Source organism: Clostridium oceanicum, assembly GCF_039521385.1.
GTDB classification, from domain to species: domain Bacteria; phylum Bacillota; class Clostridia; order Clostridiales; family Clostridiaceae; genus Clostridium_F; species Clostridium_F oceanicum.
Genome location: NZ_BAAACG010000010.1, coordinates 110,163 through 132,192, shown reverse-complemented (window position 1 = coordinate 132,192; position 22,030 = coordinate 110,163). Strand labels below are relative to the sequence as shown.

At 29.0% G+C, this 22,030-nt stretch carries 14 protein-coding genes; all 14 read left to right on the top strand.

What is annotated here, in order from left to right; all coding sequences use genetic code 11:
• Nucleotides 1–11 precede the first annotated feature (11 nt).
• Nucleotides 12–836 (top strand): amidohydrolase family protein, encoded by an 825-nt coding sequence (locus ABDZ71_RS11075; protein WP_343761644.1) that lies wholly within the window; start codon nucleotides 12–14, stop codon nucleotides 834–836.
• Nucleotides 837–1,359: 523 nt separating this feature from the next.
• Nucleotides 1,360–5,025 (top strand): SIR2 family protein, encoded by a 3,666-nt coding sequence (locus tag ABDZ71_RS11070; protein ID WP_343761643.1) that lies wholly within the window; start codon nucleotides 1,360–1,362, stop codon nucleotides 5,023–5,025.
• Between the two features lie 133 nt (nucleotides 5,026–5,158).
• Nucleotides 5,159–5,389, top strand: coding sequence for a hypothetical protein (locus ABDZ71_RS11065; RefSeq protein ID WP_343761642.1), 231 nt, complete (start codon nucleotides 5,159–5,161; stop codon nucleotides 5,387–5,389).
• 327 nt (nucleotides 5,390–5,716) lie between these two features.
• A complete protein-coding gene (locus ABDZ71_RS11060) occupies nucleotides 5,717–6,262 on the top strand; it encodes a sigma-70 family RNA polymerase sigma factor (protein ID WP_343761641.1) in 546 nt (181 codons plus the stop codon).
• A gap of 516 nt (nucleotides 6,263–6,778) precedes the next feature.
• The gene (gene uxaC, locus ABDZ71_RS11055) at nucleotides 6,779–8,185 is read left to right on the top strand and encodes a glucuronate isomerase (RefSeq protein WP_343761640.1); all 1,407 of its coding nucleotides are present in this window, start codon (nucleotides 6,779–6,781) and stop codon (nucleotides 8,183–8,185) included.
• Between the two features lie 156 nt (nucleotides 8,186–8,341).
• Nucleotides 8,342–9,343, top strand: a complete 1,002-nt coding sequence (locus tag ABDZ71_RS11050) for a LacI family DNA-binding transcriptional regulator (protein WP_343761639.1) — start codon at nucleotides 8,342–8,344, stop codon at nucleotides 9,341–9,343.
• Between the two features lie 67 nt (nucleotides 9,344–9,410).
• Nucleotides 9,411–10,058, top strand: coding sequence for a bifunctional 4-hydroxy-2-oxoglutarate aldolase/2-dehydro-3-deoxy-phosphogluconate aldolase (locus tag ABDZ71_RS11045; RefSeq protein WP_343761637.1), 648 nt, complete (start codon nucleotides 9,411–9,413; stop codon nucleotides 10,056–10,058).
• 16 nt (nucleotides 10,059–10,074) lie between these two features.
• Nucleotides 10,075–11,022, top strand: a complete 948-nt coding sequence (locus ABDZ71_RS11040; protein ID WP_343761636.1) for a sugar kinase — start codon at nucleotides 10,075–10,077, stop codon at nucleotides 11,020–11,022.
• Nucleotides 11,023–11,157: 135 nt separating this feature from the next.
• Nucleotides 11,158–12,180: a TRAP transporter substrate-binding protein gene (locus ABDZ71_RS11035; RefSeq protein ID WP_343761635.1), complete on the top strand. Its 1,023-nt coding sequence runs from the start codon at nucleotides 11,158–11,160 to the stop codon at nucleotides 12,178–12,180.
• Nucleotide 12,181: 1 nt separating this feature from the next.
• Nucleotides 12,182–12,667: a TRAP transporter small permease gene (locus tag ABDZ71_RS11030; protein ID WP_343761634.1), complete on the top strand. Its 486-nt coding sequence runs from the start codon at nucleotides 12,182–12,184 to the stop codon at nucleotides 12,665–12,667.
• A gap of 15 nt (nucleotides 12,668–12,682) precedes the next feature.
• Nucleotides 12,683–13,993 carry a TRAP transporter large permease gene (locus ABDZ71_RS11025; RefSeq protein ID WP_343761633.1) on the top strand — a complete coding sequence of 437 codons (1,311 nt, stop codon included), beginning with the start codon at nucleotides 12,683–12,685 and terminating at the stop codon, nucleotides 13,991–13,993.
• Between the two features lie 42 nt (nucleotides 13,994–14,035).
• Nucleotides 14,036–15,103 carry a mannonate dehydratase gene (uxuA, locus tag ABDZ71_RS11020; RefSeq protein WP_343761632.1) on the top strand — a complete coding sequence of 356 codons (1,068 nt, stop codon included), beginning with the start codon at nucleotides 14,036–14,038 and terminating at the stop codon, nucleotides 15,101–15,103.
• 27 nt (nucleotides 15,104–15,130) lie between these two features.
• Nucleotides 15,131–16,741 carry a mannitol dehydrogenase family protein gene (locus ABDZ71_RS11015; protein WP_343761631.1) on the top strand — a complete coding sequence of 537 codons (1,611 nt, stop codon included), beginning with the start codon at nucleotides 15,131–15,133 and terminating at the stop codon, nucleotides 16,739–16,741.
• Between the two features lie 736 nt (nucleotides 16,742–17,477).
• Nucleotides 17,478–21,929, top strand: coding sequence for an SdrD B-like domain-containing protein (locus tag ABDZ71_RS11010; RefSeq protein ID WP_343761630.1), 4,452 nt, complete (start codon nucleotides 17,478–17,480; stop codon nucleotides 21,927–21,929).
• Nucleotides 21,930–22,030: the final 101 nt, after the last annotated feature.

Below are 22,030 nucleotides of genomic sequence, written 5' to 3'. Positions count from 1 at the left end.
AGGGATAAATTATGATTATAGATGGACATGCACATGCTTGTGGCACATATTTAAATGGCAAAAGCATAATAGGTTATCTAGATTCCCATGGAATAGATAAGGTTTTGTTGTGTGCAGGAGAACCAGAAAGTGATAAAAATTATTCTTATCCAATGTTATCAGATACATTTAAAAGTACAAATTTGGGGTATTTCTTTAATAAAATCATTTGCTTTGCAACAAAAATGAGTGGAGTAGCTAATCACATAGATGAGCAAAACAGATTTGTATATAACCTTTCAATGCAATATCCAGAAAGGATATTAAATGCTTACTGGGTGAATCCCCAAGATGAAGATTGTCTTGAAAAGCTTAATGAATTCTATAAATTGTATAATTTTAGAATTATTAAAATGCATCAATGCTGGAATAGGTTTGATATTTGTGATGAGAAAAGCATTGACATTATTAAGTGGGCAACAGAAAAAAACATGCCAATATTTATACACTTATTATCAGAAAAACAAGTATTCCAGTTTATTAAGGTAGCAAATAAATTTAATAATACCACATTTATTGTTGCACATATGATTGGTTTTGAAAAAATAAATAAGAACACCAAAAATTCTAATATATATTATGATTTATCTGCACCTCAATTATATCCAATGAGAATAATCAAGAAGGCTATAAATGAAGTTTCAAGTACAAAATTGATTTTAGGTTCTGATACTCCTTATGGAATTGACAATATTAATAGGATACAAAAGAGGCTAAAACAATTATCATTACCTGAAAAAGATTTAGACAATATAATGGGGAATAATCTTTCAAATTTATTAGGATTGCAGATATAACACATTTAAAATATTGGAGAGTATTATTAAGAATATATAGAATACATGGAGTAGATTCTTTCCCAAAATTAAGGAGTATATGTAATGAATATCGAGACTTTTTGTCATTAAAGAAAGAGCAAAATTGTTAAAAGTATATGGTCAAAAGTAAAAGTAACTTTCAGAATCTTTAACACATTAAAGTATTATTGTAAGATGTACAATAATGCTTTTATTTTTTTTAAAAAAAGTAGTTTTGGTATTTATGTTAAAATTAGAACTTAATTTAGCATATTTTTAAAGCTTAACTCAAATTTTTATATGGATGCTAAGTATATGGAGAATTGTATTTTAAAAGTATGTTATGATATACAATGATATGTTAAAATATACATAAATATGTAAAGTTCTTGCAGTTATATAATGGTGGATTAGTATTATATAAGCTTTTTATGTAAGGGCTAAAATATTTAAAAATTAGAATATAAACAACAAAACTTTATTTATAGAAATTTGACTATTGATAGGAAAGGAAGACAAATTATTGGAAAGATTTAAACAAATATTAGAAATACCTGATTTTCCAGAAGAAATAAGAGATGCATATAATAAAAAAGAATTAGCCATTTTTTTAGGGGCTGGAATTTCAAGGTTGGCTAATTGTTCAAGTTGGAACCAATTAGCTAAAGATTTATTAGAAGGATTAGCTGAAGATAATCTAATTGATTATAAAACTAAAGAACAATTAAGTTGCATAAGTGATAATAAAAAACTTATCACAATAGCTTTTGAAGAATACAAAAAAGAGAATAAATTAGAGGAATTTTATAAGATTTTTAATAAAGACCTTGATGGAAATAATAATTCTGATATATATAATCAGGTAGCTAAACTTAAAGGTGTTTATTTTACAACAAATGCAGATATGTTACTTGAAAAAGCTTTATTTAACGATGAAGAAGAAAGTGTGAAATATTTTTCTGTGAGTGATTGTAGATCAGCAGTACTTGAAAAAAAGACGATACCATTTATTTATCATATTCATGGGAGAAAAGACGATAGAAACTCCTTAGTGTTTACAACATCTCAGTATTTATCAACCTATAACAATCCTAAATTTAAAAAATTTCTTCAATTTGTTTTTGATAATTATAGAATTTTGTTTTTAGGTTACGGATTAAATGAATTTGAAGTTTTAGATTATTTAATAAGTAAGAATAGTAATGGTGTAAATGATAGGCATTTTTATCTTGAAGGCTTTTTTTCTTATGAATTAGAGTATGCTAATCATATGGCGGAGTATTATAAAACATTAGGTATAAAGTTGATACCCTATTCAAAGGATAAAAAAGGATTTAATCAACAAATAAATATTATAAGAAAATGGGTAAAAGAAATAAAAAATACTACATTTATGATTGTAGATGAATTTTCCGAAATAGAAAAAAATATAAGGCATTACTCAAACCAAAATAAAATTATTATTTTTAATTTAATCAATAATAATAAAAAAAATGAACATATATTTATGCATGAATTACCAAAATCAAAAGATTTTATGTTATGGATAGAGGAATTAATAAATAAGGATTATTTTAATATTGATAGATGTCCTAATATTATTAGACTTGATAATGGTAGATATAGAGGTCAATATTGGGATATGTTGTATGTTTTTGTGGATTTGATTAAAATGAATAAAACTAATAAGAGATTTTTTGATATAGCTTATGAACAACTTGAAAAAATTTCAGATGAAATATGTGATAAAGAAGAGAAAATGAAAAATTGGTTAGTTATTTACTCAATGTGGTTTATATTTATTAATCTTCCTGGAAAATATATTACTGAGAAAATAGTCAAATTTTTTAGAAAAGCTATTAAATACGATTTAGATAGTAATATACTTTGGATTGATGGTTTAATAGAAAATAATATATTTAATAAAATTTCTATAGATTCTAAAAAATATTTTTATGATTTTATTTTAGGATATAATATAAAAGAAGGTACGAGTAATGGACAGATTAAGCCTATAGTAGCAGAATATAGATTCAATGATGTTCTTGAGTTAATCAAGGCAAATATTAATAATAACAATGCCCATATAATGGTTGAAATTATAGAAAGATATATAACATCAATAATTGATATGAATAATTATGAATCGTATTCATTTAATAGATTGGAAGTTTTAGATATTATAAATTATACAAATGATATTGACTATTATATATTTTTAACTGAATTATTACGTTATTCTGTATTAATGTTAAACAAGGAGGAGTTACATCAAGTAATTAATAGATGGATTACAGATGAAAGAGAATTTTATAAGATTGCGGCTATTTATATTATATCTGAGAAATATAAGGATTTTAATGAAATATTTTTTCAATTAGATAAAAATCCATTTAATGACCATAAGATATATACTCAAGTCTATTATTTATTAAAGAAAAATAATGAAGAAATTTGTAGTGATAACGAAAATAAGAAAAAACTTATTGGATGGATTGAAAATACAAAATTTTCAATCGAAAATAATGATAAACATAGTAATAAAGTTATAAATGGATATAAGGTAAAAGTATTAGAGCTCTTAGCTGAATTTGATACAGAAGTTAGTGGTATTATAAATTATTATAAAGAACAAGAATACTATAATATGGGTGATCCATTTGAAGAATTGAATGAAAAAATGAATGGATCAAGACTTGATAGGTCTAAAGAAAAACCATTTTTCCCAGATGGATTTTATGAGACAATACCTAGTGAAATTTATGATTATATTTGTAAATATATTAAAGACAAGACGGTAGACAGATATGATTCATTTATCGCTGGTGAGGAACTATTTGAGTATTTGGAAAAACATATCGATAAAAAAGAGTACATTTTGGAATGTTATATAAAAATGCCACCAATATTGATAGGCATTTTTGTTGAAAAATGTAATATGATTAAAACAAAAGTAGATAGTTTATTAGGTGATTCTATTTTAGATTTTTCAATCAAGTGTATAGGAAGATTATCTAAAATACAAATAAATGATGATGTAACTTATGCTATAAATATTACCTTGAGTATACTAAATAATTATATACATAGTATAACAGATACTGTGAAATTAAATGAAATATTCAATATTTTAATTGAGTGTTTAAAACATAAGCCTTGGAAAGAACATAAAGATATAGATAAAATTTATACGAGGAGCTTTAGCGGAGTTGAAAGCTATGGAATAGATATTATTATAGATTGTGCTTTAAAAATATGTGAAATTGATGGAAACAAAAATATATCTGAGAAACTTATAGATTATATAGAAGAAAGATTAAGTGAACAGGATATTAATTATAAAGTAAGATCAATTGTAGCAACAAGATTAAATGCATTAATGTATCTTAATGCTGATAGAACTCTTGAAAATCTAAAAAAATTATTTTTTACTCCCAATAATAGATTTAGTATAGCTTCAATTACAGGTTATGTATATTTAAACAATGAATTATATAAACAAATTCATAAATTCTTTCATACTAGTGGTATTTATAAATATGTGATTAATGAATGTAAGGAATTTAATGATGATAATAAAAATGTTGATTATCGTGGTATATATATTAAATTTATAACTTTGTATAAGATAATAGATTTTGAAGATGAAGAAAATAATAATATTTTTAATTTGGTTCTTTTTAGACGAAAAAAGAAAGAAATATCTTCAATTCTTAATATGATAAATGACGTTGATTTTTATAAACATCAAAGCAATTCGGCTGAGTATAAAAAAAATTCGGAAAAAATTTGGAACAAATTATATGATGAGTTAATTAAAGAGTCAGTATTTAAAGATATTGCAGAAGATATGATTAATTATTTGCCTGTAGTTAATGCTATTGATAAAAATATCTATAACAAAATATGTGTATGTATTAAAGAAGTAAAAAGTATAAATAATTATTATCGTATATTAAAAAACAGAAGTAGACTTATAACTGATAGTATACAAGCTAAATATGTTGGTGAAATACTTTTTATGATGATTGATAAAATAAATCATATTAGCATAGAATTTACTGATATTGTTAAAAAAATATATTCTAAGGATGCTAAGCTAGCTATTAAGATATGTAATCATGGAGTTGATTTAGGATATGAAATATTTAGTAGGCTTTTAAAAAAATTTAGAAGTGATAATAGTTAATAAGTGAATAGAAACAAAGAGTATATACAGAATTTTAGACAACATTTAAAGGTTATTTTGCCCTTACTCTAATATAAAATCTTATCACATAAAATTTAATAACAATTGTATATCGTACCAAGGAGGAAAACTAATGAAAAAAGAAACACTAGAAAAAATATTAAGAGAAGATATTGAAGATGTAATGTTTAAAACTAAACAAAAGGATATAGGAACATCTATGAGAAAAGGAACTACTATTAAGATAGAAGATGATTGTGTAATTATAATGATGAAAGATATAAGAAGAATTTACATTGATACAAGTTCAATTATTGCTGTAGATGCAAGAATTAGAAAAAATTCAGAGTGGAAACAAAAGTAGTGAAATCATCATATGAGAAATACAGTATACCTACAGTAAACCTCCATTGAAAGTACATAAAAATACATGATATTATTAAGATGTAAAAAGATGTATTACTAGAAAAACAGATTATTTAACTAAAAATTCAAGCTACTAAAAACCTTCAGGGGACAAATCTCTTGGGGGTTTTTCGCATAAGCAGAGAACCCAAATTTGTAATTTGGTGTGAATCACTTACTCAGATGAAGAATGAATCTGAGTTACATTAACAATTAGCAATGAACAAATCGAAGAGTTTTTCTAGCAATACACGATTTTATCAATCTAAAAATAGGAGGTATTTTTATGTATAGACTTTTGAAAAAATACAGAGAAGGGGACGAAAAGACTATAGAAAAGATAATAGAAGCTTTTGTTCCTCTTATACTTAAAGAATCTTCAAGGTATAGGGTTAAATGCTATGACTATGAGGATCTAGTACAGCATGGATACTTATCAGTTATGAAAGCGGCAAATATGTATAAAGGTAGCGGTGAAAGTTTTAAGTTTTACTGCATAAAGGCTATAAAGCAAAATTACAAAGCACTTCTAAAAGGTGAGATAAAGCACTATCGTGAAATTCCAGAGGAAAAATATGATAAGTTTCCTTATGAATTTACTGTAGAAGATGAAGTTATAGCTTATGAAAAAACTAAAGATATATACAAAGCTATAGATACTTTAACTGAAAGAGAGAAAAACATCTTAAATGGATTTTATATAGAAAAGAAAACTATAAAAGATATAGCAAAAGAAAATGGTAGAAGCTACAATAAGACAAGATATGAAAAGATTAGAATTGTTGAAAAACTGAAAAAGCAACTAGAAATTAGAGAGGCAATTAGCAATTAACAAATAAAACAAAAATTGTTGTTAAAAGTTTCGCAACTAAAAATTATAGAAATTTAGATATAATTTACTCTTAAGTAGCGAACCCAAATTAAAATTTGGTGTGAGTCGCTTACTCAGATGAAGGATGAATCTGAGTTACCTAAATTTTAATTTGGTGTAAGTTGCTTAAGCAGGTATTTTATGATATTTTACTCCTTTAACGAATTCAAAAGGAGTTATATTAACAATTCTAACATATGAAGATGAGGTTTCTAGTAAGATATATATGTTAAGAAAAATATTTGTTTGAGCTTAGCGAGTTAATATTTTTTAGTATATATCTAAAAAAATAAATTAAGATTTCTTAATGAAGTGAAGAGCATTTCTAGTAATATATGCTTTTTTAAAAGCGTATCTATAATTTCTGAAAACAATATCAAAATTACTATTGAATTTTTAGAATTTTTGATTTATAATAATATCAATGATTGTTCACGTTAACAATGATAATAATTTGACAGAAATAAGGTGAAACCTGTGAAAAAATTTATGGATGAAAACTTTTTATTAAGTAATGATGTAGCAATAAAGTTATACCATGATTATGCAAAAGATATGCCCATTATAGATTATCATTGCCATTTAAGTCCTAAGGAAATCTTTGAAAACAAAAGATTTAAAAATATAACTGAAGCTTGGTTATATGGTGATCATTACAAATGGAGAGCTATGAGAACCAATGGAATAGCTGAAAAATACATTACAGGAGATGCTAGTGATTATGATAAGTTTATGGCCTGGGCAAAAACAGTACCTATGACTATAGGAAATCCACTATATCACTGGACTCATTTAGAACTTCAAAGATACTTTGGAATACAGGAAGTTTTAAATGAAAAAACAGCTCCAGAAATTTGGGAAAAAGTAAATGCAATGCTTCAACAAGATGGTTTTAGAGCAAAGGATTTAATTGTTAAATCAAATGTTAAAGCCCTATGTACTACAGATGATTTAATAGACACTCTAGAGTATCATATCAAACTTAAAAAAGATGAAAGTTTTAATGTAAAGGTACTACCAGCAGTAAGACCAGATAAAGGCCTTGATATATGTAAAGATACTTTTCTTCCTTGGGTGGACAAGCTATCTAAAATATGTAATAAATCTATAAAAACTTACGATGAATTTTTAAAGGCAATAGAAGAGAGAATAGAATTTTTTAACTCTGTAGGATGCAAGGTGGCAGACCATGGGTTCAATAGTATAAGCTATATAGAAACTTCAAAAGAAGAAGCAGAAGCTATATTTAATAAAGCTTTAAAAGAGGAAACTTTAACAAAAGAAGAAGAGATAAAATATCAAACTTACACATTAAAATTCTTTGGAAAATTATATGCCAAATTAGGTTGGGCAATGCAGCTTCATATAGGAGCTCTTAGAAATAATAATACAAGAATGTTTAATAAAATTGGGGTGGATGCAGGCTTTGATTCTATTAATGATGAAAAAGTAGCATATCCTCTTTCAAGAATATTAGATTCACTAGACAAAGAAAATTCTTTACCAAAAACAATACTTTACACATTAAATCCTAAAGACAATTATGTGCTTTCTACTATGCTTGGAAACTTCCAAGGAACAGAAATTCCAGGAAAAGTGCAGTTTGGTTCTGCTTGGTGGTTCTTAGATAATAAGGAAGGCATGATAGAGCAAATGAAGGTCTTAGCAAACACTGGTCTTTTAAGTAGATTTGTAGGAATGCTTACTGATTCAAGAAGTTTTACATCCTATACAAGACATGAATATTTCAGAAGAATACTATGTAATCTAATAGGTGAGTGGGTTTGTAATGGTGAAATACCAGATGACCTAGAGTTTTTAGGAGAAGTAGTTAAAGGAATTTGCTTTAACAATGCAAATCATTATTTTGATTTAAATTGTTAACGTGAACAAAAACTACTTATAAATTTAAGGTGTTTAAGGAATACTCCTAATAGTAGAAATTATAATTAAAGCCTCTATAGTAACGAAATTTTGTAGTTAAGTACTTAAAGGTATGGTATGATATAATTATTTATTATGAAATTAGGAGTGTAGAAAATGGGAGTCACAATAAAAGATATAGCGAGGATTGCAAATGTTTCTCATACTACTGTATCTAGGGCATTAAATAATAGTCCCTTTATAAATGAAGAAACAAAGAGCAAAATATTAGAAATAGCAAAAGAGTTAAATTATGTACCTAATTATAGTGCTAAAAGCTTAGTTCTTGATAGGTCATATAATATAGGATTATTTTTCACAACTATAAGCAAAGTTACATCCCCTAACTTTTTTTATGAAACTGTAAGTGGAGTTAATAGTGCTATTGGAAATAACTATAATTTAGTAGTTAGAGGAATTGATGATTATAAAGATTTTACTTTTGTAAATAGTAAGAATTTTGATGGAATAATACTTATGAGTCAAAGCAGCAGTGATAATTCTTTTATATATTATGCAAAGGATAAAAAGATACCTTTAGTTGTTTTAAATAGAGATATAGATGATAGTTCTATAGTAAATATACTTTCAGGAGATAAAAAAGGATCTTATAAGGCAGTAAATTATCTTATAGAAAAGGGACATAAAGACATAGCAATAATAGAAGGTAAAAAAGGTTTTAATGCAACAATTGAAAGAAAAGAAGGATTTTTAAATGCATTAATTGATAACAATATAGGAATAAACAGTGATTATATGGTAGAAGGAGATTACACTACTTCAAGTGGATACAAGGCTATGAAAGAGTTATTAAATCTTAAAAATAAACCTACTGCTGTATTTTGCTCAAATGATGAAATGGCTATAGGTGCTATGAAAGCTGTAACAGAGGCTCAGCTTATAGTTCCAAAGGATATTTCAATTATGGGCTTTGATGATAACAGATTTGGAGAATATATGGAACCGTCTATTACAACTGTTAGAAGACCTATTAAAGAAGTAGGGCAAAAAGGTGTAGAAAGACTTTTTGATATTATAAATAATAAAAGAAGCAGTGGAGAAAAAATATACGTTAGTACAGAACTTGTTAAGAGAGAATCTGTGGCAAAATTAAAATAATTTTGCCGCCTAAAAATTTAACACTTATTGTTAACGTGAACAATAAGTGTTATAAATAGGAGGAGCTATGAAAAGGATTGAAACTATTGAAAAAATAATGGAAAGTGGAGTTGTAGCTGTAATAAGAGCTAATTCAAAAGAAGAAGGAATAAAAGTTATTGATGCAGTAAAAAAAGGTGGAATAAAAGCATTAGAAATAACTATGACCGTTCCAGGAGCTGTAGATATTATAAAAGAAATATCTGAAATTTATAAAGATGAAGATTTAATAATAGGAGCAGGTACAGTTTTAGATTCAGAAACAGCAAGAGCTTGTATTCTTGCAGGAGCAAAATACATAGTAAGTCCTTATCTTGATTTAGAAACTGTTAAGCTATGTAATAGATATAGAGTAGCTGTAATGCCTGGAATAATGACAGTTAAAGAAGCAGTTGAGGCGCTAGAGTATGGTGCAGAAATTTTAAAGGTATTCCCAGGTAATGCTTATGGTCCAAGCATTATAAAATCTTTTAAAGGTCCAATTCCACAAGGAAACTTTATGCCAACTGGTGGAGTTAATTTAGACAATATAAAAGATTGGATAAAAGCAGGAGCTGTAGCTGTTGGAACTGGTTCAGATTTAACTAAAGGAGCAAAAACAGGAGATTATAACTTAGTTACAAAAACAGCAGAAAAGTTTGTAGAAGAAGTAAAAAAAGCAAGAGCTAATCTTTAAAAGGAGGTTAAAGAGTATGGAAGTATTAACATTTGGAGAATCCATGATAGTTTTTAGTCCACAAAACAGTGGTCCTTTAAGATACGTCCATAGCTTTGATAGATCCATAGGAGGAGCAGATTCTAATGTGGCCATAGCACTTTCAAGGCTTGGCTATGAGTCCGCTTGGTTTTCAAAGCTAGGTGATGATGAGTTTGGAAGATATATTAGAAATACTATTAGAGGCGAAGGTGTAGACGTTTCAAAAGTTAAGTTTACTAAAGATTATAGTACAGGACTTTTGTTTAAAGAAAGATTTGATGGAGAAGACCCTAATGTGTATTATTACAGGAAACATTCAGCTGCAAGTACTCTTACCATAGACGACTTAGATTTAAATTACATAAAAAAAGCTAAAATAATTCACATTACAGGAATAACTCCAGCCCTATCTAAAGACACAAGAGATGTTGTGTTTAAAGTTTTAGAGGTAGCAAAAGAAAATGGCATTCTTATTTCCTTTGATCCAAATATTAGATTAAAACTTTGGGATCTTGAAAAAGCAAAGCCAGTACTTCTTAAAATAGCTAGCATGTCAGACATAATTTTTCCTGGAATAGATGAAGGGAAAATGCTTTTAGAAAGCTCAGATGAAAAAGAAATAGCTTCTAAGTTTATAGAAATGGGAGCAAAAATTGTTGCAGTAAAACTTGGAGCAGATGGATGCTTTGCAGCGGATAAAAATAATAATACATATGTAAAGGGATACAAGATTAAAAGTACTGTTGATACTGTAGGCGCAGGAGATGGTTTTGCAGCAGGATTTTTATCCGGAATATTAAGAAAATTAAGCCTTTTTGAATGCGGCAAATTAGGAAATGCCCTAGGAGCTATGGCTACTTTAGTTAAAGGAGATATGGAAGGATACCCCTATTTAAATCAACTGGAAGCTTTTATGGGAGATAAAAAAACCATAGACAGATAGGATAGTGCAAATAAGGAAGTACAAATAATATATAAAAAATACAAAATAATATATAAAATAAAAAAACTATGGATAGATAAATGATTATAAAAAGATTGCAGTTTATAAATATTGAGATGAAAAGGAGAAATGACTATGCTTAAATTCATGAAGAAAACCATTATAATCCTTGCCTTAGGTTCCTTGATTTTTTCTTTTACAGGATGTACTAGTGTAGAAAAGAAGAGGATTGTACGTATATCTCACAGTCAATCACAGGAACATCCAGATCATTTAGGACTTTTAGCTTTTGAAAAATATGTTGAATCAAGATTAGGTGATAAATATGATGTTCAAATATTCCCTAATGAACTATTAGGTCCTTCAGTAAAAACTTTAGAATTAACTCAAACCGGTGCAATAGACTATGTACTTACAAGTACAGGAAATGTTGAAACTTTTGATAATATATATCAGATATTTAGTTTACCATATTTATTTGATAGTACTGAAGCTTATCATGCTGTTATGGAAGATAAAAAATTAATTAACGGTATATATGAATCAACAAAGGCTTCAGGATTCCAAGGAGTTACATGGTTTGATGCAGGAACAAGAAACTTTTATGCTAAAACTCCTATAAAAACTCCAAAGGATTTAAAATCAAAGAAAATACGTGTTATTCAAAGTCCTGTTAATGTTAGAATGATGCAGCTACTTGGGGCATCAGCTACTCCTATGAGTTTTGGAGAAGTTTATACAGCAATACAGCAAGGTGTTATAGACGGTGCTGAAAATAATGAATTAGCACTTACAAATAACAAACATGGAGAAGTTGCAAAAAACTATGTATATAACCAGCATCAGATGGTTCCAGATATATTAGTAGCAAATGTTAAATTTTTAGAAGGCTTAAGCACTGAAGATAGAAAAGTATTTGATGGAGCTGCTAAAGAAGCTACAAAGGTTGAAAGAGAAAATTGGGACAAGCAAGTTAAGGAAGCTATTAAAAAGGCAAAAGGAATGGGAGTTAAGTTTAGGGAGACAGACATAAAACCATTTAAAGAAAAAGTAATGCCACTACATAAAGAACTGTTGTCTCAAAATAAAAAGTTAAAACCTATTTATGACAAGATACAAGAAGTAAATAAAAAGTATTCAGTAAAGGGAGGTAAATAATATGAAGGCTCTAAAAAATTCTTTAAATAAAATTTTAGAAGTAATTTGTATTGGATTATTTGCATTTATAACAATCCTAGGAACCTATCAGATTATAACAAGATATGTGTTTAATTCTCCAAGTACAATTTCAGAAGAGTTACTTACATTTTCCTTTACATGGCTTGCACTTCTTGCTTCTGCTTTAGTTTTTGGAAAACGTGATCATATGAGAATGGAGTTTGTTGCAAATCTTTTTAAAGGGAAAGGAGCGGTAATGTTAAGTATTTTTTCAGAACTTATGATACTTATCTTTGCAGTAATTGTTCTTATATATGGAGGAACACAAATTACCAAGCTTACAACAATGCAAATAACTGCATCTTTAGGAGTCAAAATGTCTTATATATACGTTATAGTTCCTATAAGTGGATGTTTAACTGCTTTGTACAGTGTAATAAATATATTCGAAGAGATTTCAAAATTAAAGTCAGAAACTTCTAAATAAAGGGGGAAGAGATAAATGAGTATAGCCTTAATATCAGGATTAATAATAGCTGTTGTTTTAATAATACTACTTTTAGCAGGAGTTCCTATAGCAATTTCCTTAGGAATATCTTCAATACTAGCTATATTACCAACATTAAATTTTGATGCTGCAGTTTTAACTGGTGCACAAAGAACCTTTTCAGGAATATCTGTATTTACATTGATAGCTATACCTTTCTTCATATTAGCAGGTAATATTATGAACAAAGGTGGAATAGCATTAAGATTAATAAATTTTGCAAAGGTATTAACAGGTAGAGTACCAGGAGCATTGGCACATACAAATTCAATTGCAAACATGATGTTTGGAGCAATTTCAGGTTCTGGTGTTGCAGCAGCATCAGCTATGGGTTCTATGATTGGACCAATTGCTGAAAAGGATGGATATGATAAAGATTATATGGCAACTGTAAATATAGCAAGTGCACCAACAGGGCTTTTAATACCTCCAAGTAATGTACTTATAACTTATTCCCTTGTAAGTGGAGGAACTTCAGTAGCGGCGCTTTTTATGGCAGGATATATTCCAGGAATACTTTGGGGACTTAGTTGTATGATAGTTGCATTCTTTATAGCTAAGAAAAAAGGATATAAAAATACTAAGCGTATAACTTTAAGCCAAGGTTTAAAAGTTGCTTTAGAAGCTGTTCCAAGTTTGCTTTTGATTTTAATTGTTATAGGTGGAATTATAGCAGGAGTATTTACAGCAACAGAAGGTTCAGTAGTTGCAGTTGTATATAGTTTAGTATTATCCCTATTCTTTTACAAAACTATAAAGTTAAAAGATTTATATAATATCTTTAAAGAAAGTGCAGAGATGACAGGAATAATAGTATTTTTAATTGGAGTATCAAGCATAATGGCTTGGGTTATGGCCTTTACAGGAATACCAAGTGCTATTTCAAACTCACTTTTAACTCTTACAAATAGTCCAGTTGTAATACTTTTAATCATAAATATAGTTCTATTATTTGTAGGAACTTTTATGGATATAACTCCAGCAGTACTTATTTTTACACCGATTTTCCTACCAATATGTCAAAACCTAGGAATGTCTCCAATACAGTTTGGAATAATGATTACATTCAACTTATGTATAGGTACAATAACACCACCAGTTGGAAACATACTATTTGTAGGTGTTAAGGTTGCAAAAACCAAGATAGAAAATGTAATGAAAAAATTAATACCATATTACGTAGCTATATATGCAGTGTTGCTTCTTACAACATATGTACCAAAAGTAACTATGTGGCTACCTCTATTAATGGGTTATAAAAAATAATAAATTAAATATTTGAAATTATTTGAGGAGGAAATTTTAATTATGAAAATGACACTAAGATGGTTTGGAAGCAAACATGATTCAGTAACTTTAAGCCAAATAAGACAAATACCAAATGTTACAGGAGTAATAACTACACTTTATGATAGCAAGGTAGGGGAAGTTTGGTCTTTAGAAGATATATTAAAACTTAAAGAAGAAGTTGAAGAAAGTGGTTTAAAAATAGAAGGAATTGAAAGCGTAAATATTCACGATTCTATTAAAATAGGATCAGAGGATAGAGAAGGATATATTGAAAATTATATAGAAACATTGGACAACCTAGGAAAAGCAGGAATTAAATTAGTTTGCTATAACTTTATGCCTGTATTTGATTGGACTCGTTCAGATCTTGCAAAAGAAAGATGCGATGGTTCAACAGTTTTATCCTATAATCAAGATTTAATAGATAAGATAGATCCAGAAAAAATGTTTAACGAAATTGATAGCAGCAGTAATGGATTTGTAATGCCAGGATGGGAACCAGAAAGATTAGCTCACGTAAAAGAATTATTTGAAAAATATAAAGAAGTAGACAATAAGCTTTTATTTGATAACCTTGTATATTTTTTAAATAAGATTCGCCCTGTATGTGAAAAACATGGAATAATGATGGCTATTCATCCAGATGATCCAGCATGGCCAGTATTTAACTTACCAAGAATTATAAACAGCAAAGAAAATATTTTAAAACTTTTAAAAGCAGTAGATGCTAAATTTAATGGACTTACTTTATGTACAGGATCTTTAGGTTCAAATCCAGAAAATGATCTTTGCGACATAATAAAAGCTTCAAAGGGAAGAATTCATTTTGCCCATGTTCGTAACATAATACATCATTCAAAAGGTAAGTTTGATGAAGCTTCCCATCTTTCAAAGGATGGTTCAATTGATATGTATGAAATAATGAAAACACTTTATGAAACAGGCTTTGATGGTCCAGTTCGTCCAGACCATGGTCGTGCTATTTGGGGAGAAGTTTCTATGCCAGGATACGGTTTATATGATCGTGCTTTAGGCGCAGCTTACTTAAATGGATTATTAGAGGCTATTGAAAAATCAAATAAATAAAACTTAGTTATTTAGGGAGGTATTATTTTGAAACTTAGAGAAGCGGAATTGACTAATAATAAAATTTGGGAAGAAGCAGGTTTTGAGTTACCTAAATTCGATAGAAATAAGATGGTAGAAAATACTAAAGAAAATCCACAGTGGATACATTTTGGTGGAGGAAATATATTTAGAGCTTTCCCAGCGGCAGTTTGCCAAGACTTATTAAATAGAGGAATAATTGATACTGGAATAATAGTAGCAGAAGGTTATGATTATGAAATAATTGAAAAAAGCTACAATGCTTATGATAATTTAAATGTTTTAGTTACATTAAAAAAAGATGGAAACTTAGATAAAAAAGTAATAGGAAGTATTGCAGAAGCTTTATGTGTAGATACAGCTAATGAAAAACATTGGAATAGATTAAAAGAGATATTTACAAACAAAAGCTTAAAAATGGCATCTTTCACTATTACAGAAAAGGGTTATAGCTTAGTAAATGGAAAAGGAGAGCTACTAAAAGATGTAGAAAGTGATTTTAAAAAAGTTCCATCTTCAGCTACAAGCTATATAGGTAAACTTACAGCTCTTTTATATGAAAGATTCAAAAATGGCAAAACTCCACTTACTTTGGTTAGTATGGATAACTGCTCTCACAATGGAACTAAACTTGAAAATGCAATTAATACATTTACAAAAGCTTGGGTAGATAATAAATTAGTAGAAGAAGATTTCTTAAACTATGTAAAAGAAGATGTATCTTATCCTTGGAGCATGATAGACAAAATAACTCCAAGACCAGCTCAGTCTGTTATAGAAATGCTAAATAAAATTGGATTTGAAGATACAGCCTTAGTTACTACTTCAAAAAACACATATATATCTTGCTTTGTTAATGCTGAAGAACCACAATATTTAGTTATCGAAGATAACTTTAAAAATGGACGTATTCCTTTAGATAAAGGTGGCATAATCTATGCAGATAAAGAAACAGTAGACAAAGTTGAAAAAATGAAAGTTTGTACATGCTTAAATCCTCTTCATACAGCGCTAGCGGTCTACGGATGCTTGCTTTCACATGATAAAATATCTGATGAAATGAAGGATAAAGAGCTTGTAAATTTAATAAAAAATATAGGATATAAAGAAGCTCTTCCTGTAGTTGTTAATCCAAAAATTATATCACCAAATGACTTTATAGATGAAGTTATTAACGTAAGATTCCCAAATCCATTTATGCCAGATACTCCTCAAAGAATCGCTTGTGATACTTCACAAAAAATTGGCATACGTTTTGGAGAAACAATCAAAGCTTACATTAAAGCGGAAGATTTAGATGTTAAATCTTTAGAATATATACCACTTGCCATAGCAGGATGGTGCCGTTATTTAATGGCTATAGATGATAGAGGAAACAATTTTGAATTAAGCCCAGATCCACTTCTTTCATCATTAACTCCTATAATTTCTAAAGTGAAAATGGAGAGTGAAGAAAATGTTCACGAAGCCTTAAGTGAAATATTAACTAAGGAATCTATATTTGGAGTTGATTTATACAAAGTAGGCCTAGGTGAAAAAATCGAAAACTACTTTAAAGAATTAATAGCTTCAAAGGGATCCGTTAGAGAAACATTAAAAAAATACACTTCTAAATAAGCATTCACAATTTCTTCAGATTGTAAACTATATTATTTGTTTACAATCTGAAGAAATGCTTAAGTAATCTTTAATGTTAAATGAATGTTAAATTAAATCTTAAAGAGTTAAATCTATATAAAGCTTTCCTAATATTACTTTAGGAAAGCTTTTTTTTAAGGTATTATAAATTTATAACTTCTATATTTAAGCTTAATTTAACCTTAAAAATCATATATTACGTAATGTATATTTTTACGCTTATAAAAGAAAGTATAAATTTTTAGAGAAATCAACAGTTTTTCTAGTTATATACATTCAACAATTTTAGTTTAAAATAGGACAAATTCCCTGTTAGTAAATAGATAAAATTAAAGGGGATTCCATTTATTTGTACTATTTAACATATAAAATATTACAAAGTAGTTACAATTCAAAATTCTATGATTTTTTTCAGAATTTTATATATTTTCTTGTTGAATTTTATTTGATATGTGATATAATTTTTTTAAATTATTTCATAACACTAATCTTTTCTTAATAATTATTATTTGGTGATATATTGTTTTGGATTTCAAAACTTACATAACAAAATATATTATTAGATAATAAAATATATAGCTCTTTGTTTTAAAAAAGTTAGTAACAAGTTTATAAATTATGTTACCGCTTACTTATGACAAACAGTGATTAGTAGGGAGTGATGCCTTAAAAATTTATTGCTCATTGAAAATTAAATATTAGAAAGGAAAAACAAATGCTTAAGAAACATTCTATTTTAAATTTAATAAGTAAAATTCTCATATTTATTTTTACATTTTCCTTTATAAATATATCAAAGGTTAAAGCAGCAAGTAATGGGAATTTTAATTTGGATACATACGTTTCATCTACTGGTACTCCACCTTTTGATAGTTCAAGCGCTCCAGGTAAAGATAGAAGCGAAAGTGATAATTATGTAAGAACTTCAGATACAGTTAAGTATAAAGTTGATTTTTCATTTAATTCTTTAAATAGCAATCCTATAGGTTCTATTTTAACCTTAGAAATACAAGGACAAAATGTTAAATGGAGCAGTAGATATAACCCTATTGAGGGTATCACTGTTTCAAATAATGGAAAAACACTTACTATTGATTTAGGACAGATTGAATCTGGACATGCTTATTCAAGAGACTTTGTTGCAGATGTTTTAAATAATGCTGAAAATGGTTCAAGATTCAGTGTTAGAGCAACCATTTCTTCAAAAGATAGTTCAGTATCATCAAGTAGTGATACTAGTGAGGAAACTATTGTTTCTGCTAAACCTCAATATGATTTAGAAAAAAAGATGGATTCATTTATTAATGCTGAAGGACCTAATGGTGAGGCTGGTAAATTAATTTTATATTCTATTAAAATATCTAAACCTAAGGGAAAAGGAAATGAAGCAGTAGAAGATCCAATTACATTTGAAGATGATTTAAGTGAATTTGGTGTTCCAAACGCTAAACTTTATACTTGGGGTCAAGATCCTGGCGTAGGAATTAATGGTTATGGAAGAGTATTAAATACAGCACCTTATGGGAGAAATTTTAGACCTAATAATCGAAATAGTAGTTCAAAAAGTGTAGCTGATTCTGGGCAAATTACTGCAACTCAATCTTCACCAGGATCAAAAATAAGTGTAACCATAAATAATGTTGATACTATTAATGATCATTTTCCTACTAAGAATGTAAATGGCTCAAGTATTCCCTCAGATAAACATTATGTCTTTTCAGGTTACATTGGAATATGGGTAAAAAATAGTGATATTCCAAGAGAAGTTACACAAATAAAGAATAAATTTACTTCTTTAAATTTAACTAGTTTAAGTAATCAGGCTAATAATATTAATGGGTCAGAGCCTATGGAAAACAATGTTGTAACTAGTTTAATAAGAAGAGCACCAATTGAAACTACCCAAACAGCACCTTCAGCAAATGTTCCTTCTAGAATAAAACTTTCAAGTGAAGTGAAATATACAAAAGCTCTTAGAAGAGGACAAAAACTAGATACTGCAACTGGTTTAAGAAGTGGAGATGGGACTTTACTAGAAGGTCAAGATTTTGCTGCAAGGGTTAACTTTGAAAATACTGGATCACTAACTTTAAAACAAGGTTCTCTTTTAATAAAAATAGATCCTAATAAAGTACAGTTACTACCTATGGAAGATTCAGCCTATGGAAGATATCCACATGTAACCGATGGAGCTCTGCTATTTTTGGCTAGAGATTTTCCTCTTGATAGTTTAACTGTAGAGTATGGAACTACAAATTACGCTAACTTTCAGGAGCAGCATGATGATGTTGGGGCAAATACTAGATGGTATTCTTCCTTAAAAGAAGCCATAGATTCTAACACTGGAGATGTATCTTGTATTAGAGTTAACTATAACTTGCCAGATGGAAACCCCTTTGTATTTCGTGGTCTTATGGTAGAGTTAAATCTTAGAGCTAAAAGGGCTGGAATGGCTCCTATAACTATTGCTACTCAAGCTAATCAAGTTAACTCTGGAAGATGGAATACTTTTAATTATAATCCTGTAGATCATTCAGGACGTAATGGTTCTGGAGATAGAGTTGCTATATCTAAAGCTCTTGCAAGAATTTCAAAGGAAAGTAGTAAAAGAACATATAAAGTAAGAGAAACAGCAACCTTTACTTTAACTCCTACACTTACAGCAGATAGTAACTTTGTACGTCCAGGAGTTTATCATGATATTGTAATTAAAGATATACTTCCAGAAGGTCTTACCTATGTAAAAGATTCTTCTATGCAAAATAATAGACCAATAATTCCTACAATAACTCCTCAAAAGGATGGTTCCACTCTTCTTGTTTGGACAATTCCACACAATGAAGTTAATCAAGCTATTCCTCCTTTAACTTATGATGCAAAGGTAAATTTAGATTTAGATACTGGGGATGTTTTAGAAAATACAGCTATAGTAGAGTCGAAAGCAGACTTTAGTATTGAAAGATTACGTACATCTAAAGTTGGGATTAACATTGTAAGCGTCCATGAATGGGGTATTGAAAAGAATGTATTAACACCAGTAATACCTCTTGGAGGAGATATAGTATACGAATTAGTATATTATCAAAACTCTCAGAATGAATTTAGAAATATTGATTTACTAGATATATTGCCATCTAATCCTGATGGTAGAGGGAATAACTTTCATGGGGATTATGTAGTTAAAGATATTAGAGGGTCTCATGGAGAATCTATTTTTGTAACTACTGACAGCATAAATAATTATAATCAAGATCCTACTCTAAATTCATTTAATTGGATGCCTTTTGTAAAAGGAGATAGTGTAAATGAACGTGTAACAGCAATAAAAGTTCATTCAGATTCTCTTCCAATTGAGAGAGAAGAAAGAAAAATAACTGTAACATTACAATCTTTAAACAATAGAAAAAATGATATTTATAAGAATGATTTTTCAGCAAAGTCTGAAACTATAAATCAAGTAGTTAGGTCAAATAAAGTTTCAACTAGAGTAGTAAGTTCAGCTATTGGAAGATATGTTTGGATGGATATTAATGAAAATGGTGTGAAAGATCCAAATGAAAGAGGTATTCCAAATGTTAGATTAACATTGAGAGATAAATTTAATAATATAGTAAAAGAGACTACCACAGATAAAGATGGATTGTATAGATTTGATAATTTAATAGGAGGAACATATAGGGTTGAGGTAGATAAATCTACATTACCTGGTTTTGTTCAAAATCAATATCCTAATTATGTATATCAAGTATATGAGAAAGATAGTTCTTTAAATGGTTCCACTAATGTGAACCTAGGTGATAATGAAATCAACGATACCATAAACTTTGGGTATAACTATAATATTCCTATGTTTACTTTAACTCATTCAAGTGCTATACCACAACAACCACAAACAATGGTACCTAAGCCACAGGAAAAAATAGAGCCGCCACTGGCTCTGATAGTACAACCATCAATGGTATCGCAACTACAAGATAAAGTAAAAACTCAATCGCAAGAAAAAGTAAAACCACCACTGGCTCCAACATTACAACCATCGATGGCGCCACAACCACAGGAAAAAGTAGAGCCACCACTAGCTCCAGCTTTAAAACCATCAATGGTACCACAACCACAAGAAAAAGTAGAACCACCACTGGCTCCAGCTTTAAAACCATCAATGGTGCCACAACCACAGGAAAAAGTAGAGCCGCCACTAGCTCCAGCTTTAAAACCATCAATGGTGCCACAAATGCAAGAGAAAGTAGAGCCACCACTATCTCCAGCTTTAAAACCATCAATGGTACCACAAGTACAATATAAAATAGAGCCACCACTAGCTCCAGCTTTAAAACCATCAATGGTGCCACAACCACAGGAAAAAGTAGAGCCGCCACTAGCTCCAGCTTTAAAACCATCAATGGTGCCACAAATGCAAGAGAAAGTAGAGCCACCACTAGCTCCAGCTTTAAAACCATCAATGGCGCCACAAGTACAACATAAAATAGAGCCACCACAGGCTCCAATATTACAACCATCAATGGTACCACAACCACAAGAGAAGGTAGAGCCACCACTAGCTCCAGCTTTAAAACCATCAATGGTACCACAACCACAAGAGAAAGTAGAGCCACCACAGGCTCCAACATTACAACCATCCATGGTACCTAAGCCACAGGAAAAAGTAGAGCCGCCACTAGCTCCAGCTTTAAAACCATCAATGGTACCACAAGTACAACATAAAATAGAGCCACCACTGGCTCCAATATTACAACCATCGATGGTGCCACAAACGCAGGAAAAAGTAGAGCCACCACTAGCTCCAACTTTAAAACCATCAATGGTGCCACAAGTACAACATAAAATAGAGCCACCACTAGCTCTAAATTTAAAACCATCAGTGCTACCACAAGCACAACAAAAAATACAACCATCACCAAGGCCTACAGTGGAACCAAGTAAAACATCAAAAAATATACAAACATCTTATTTAAATCACAACAAACAAATTTCTAACAAAAGTTTGAAAAACTTAAGTAATAAGCCTATAAAAAAATCAGATAATCTCAATGTTGATAAAGAAAAGTTACCTAATACAGGAACAGAAAATTTTAATTTACTACTTTTAGGATTATTTTTCCTAATCATAAGTATAATTTTAAACAAACTTTCAAAAAAATTAAGTTAATTTATAAAAGAATTAAGTTAGTTTGTAAAAGAATTTAGTTAATTTTATAAAAGAATATATACCTAAAGCATTAGGTATATATTCTTTTGCTATAATACAAT

Excerpts from the sequence above, each read along its gene's own strand:
- ABDZ71_RS11075 (WP_343761644.1), top strand. The coding sequence starts at position 12 with ATGATTATAGATGGACATGCACATGCTTGTGGCACATATTTAAATGGC.
- ABDZ71_RS11065 (WP_343761642.1), top strand. The coding sequence starts at position 5,159 with ATGAAAAAAGAAACACTAGAAAAAATATTAAGAGAAGATATTGAAGAT.
- ABDZ71_RS11060 (WP_343761641.1), top strand. The coding sequence starts at position 5,717 with ATGTATAGACTTTTGAAAAAATACAGAGAAGGGGACGAAAAGACTATA.
- ABDZ71_RS11050 (WP_343761639.1), top strand. The coding sequence starts at position 8,342 with ATGGGAGTCACAATAAAAGATATAGCGAGGATTGCAAATGTTTCTCAT.
- ABDZ71_RS11045 (WP_343761637.1), top strand. The coding sequence starts at position 9,411 with ATGAAAAGGATTGAAACTATTGAAAAAATAATGGAAAGTGGAGTTGTA.
- ABDZ71_RS11040 (WP_343761636.1), top strand. The coding sequence starts at position 10,075 with ATGGAAGTATTAACATTTGGAGAATCCATGATAGTTTTTAGTCCACAA.
- ABDZ71_RS11035 (WP_343761635.1), top strand. The coding sequence starts at position 11,158 with ATGCTTAAATTCATGAAGAAAACCATTATAATCCTTGCCTTAGGTTCC.
- ABDZ71_RS11030 (WP_343761634.1), top strand. The coding sequence starts at position 12,182 with ATGAAGGCTCTAAAAAATTCTTTAAATAAAATTTTAGAAGTAATTTGT.
- ABDZ71_RS11025 (WP_343761633.1), top strand. The coding sequence starts at position 12,683 with ATGAGTATAGCCTTAATATCAGGATTAATAATAGCTGTTGTTTTAATA.
- uxuA (WP_343761632.1), top strand. The coding sequence starts at position 14,036 with ATGAAAATGACACTAAGATGGTTTGGAAGCAAACATGATTCAGTAACT.
- ABDZ71_RS11010 (WP_343761630.1), top strand. The coding sequence starts at position 17,478 with ATGCTTAAGAAACATTCTATTTTAAATTTAATAAGTAAAATTCTCATA.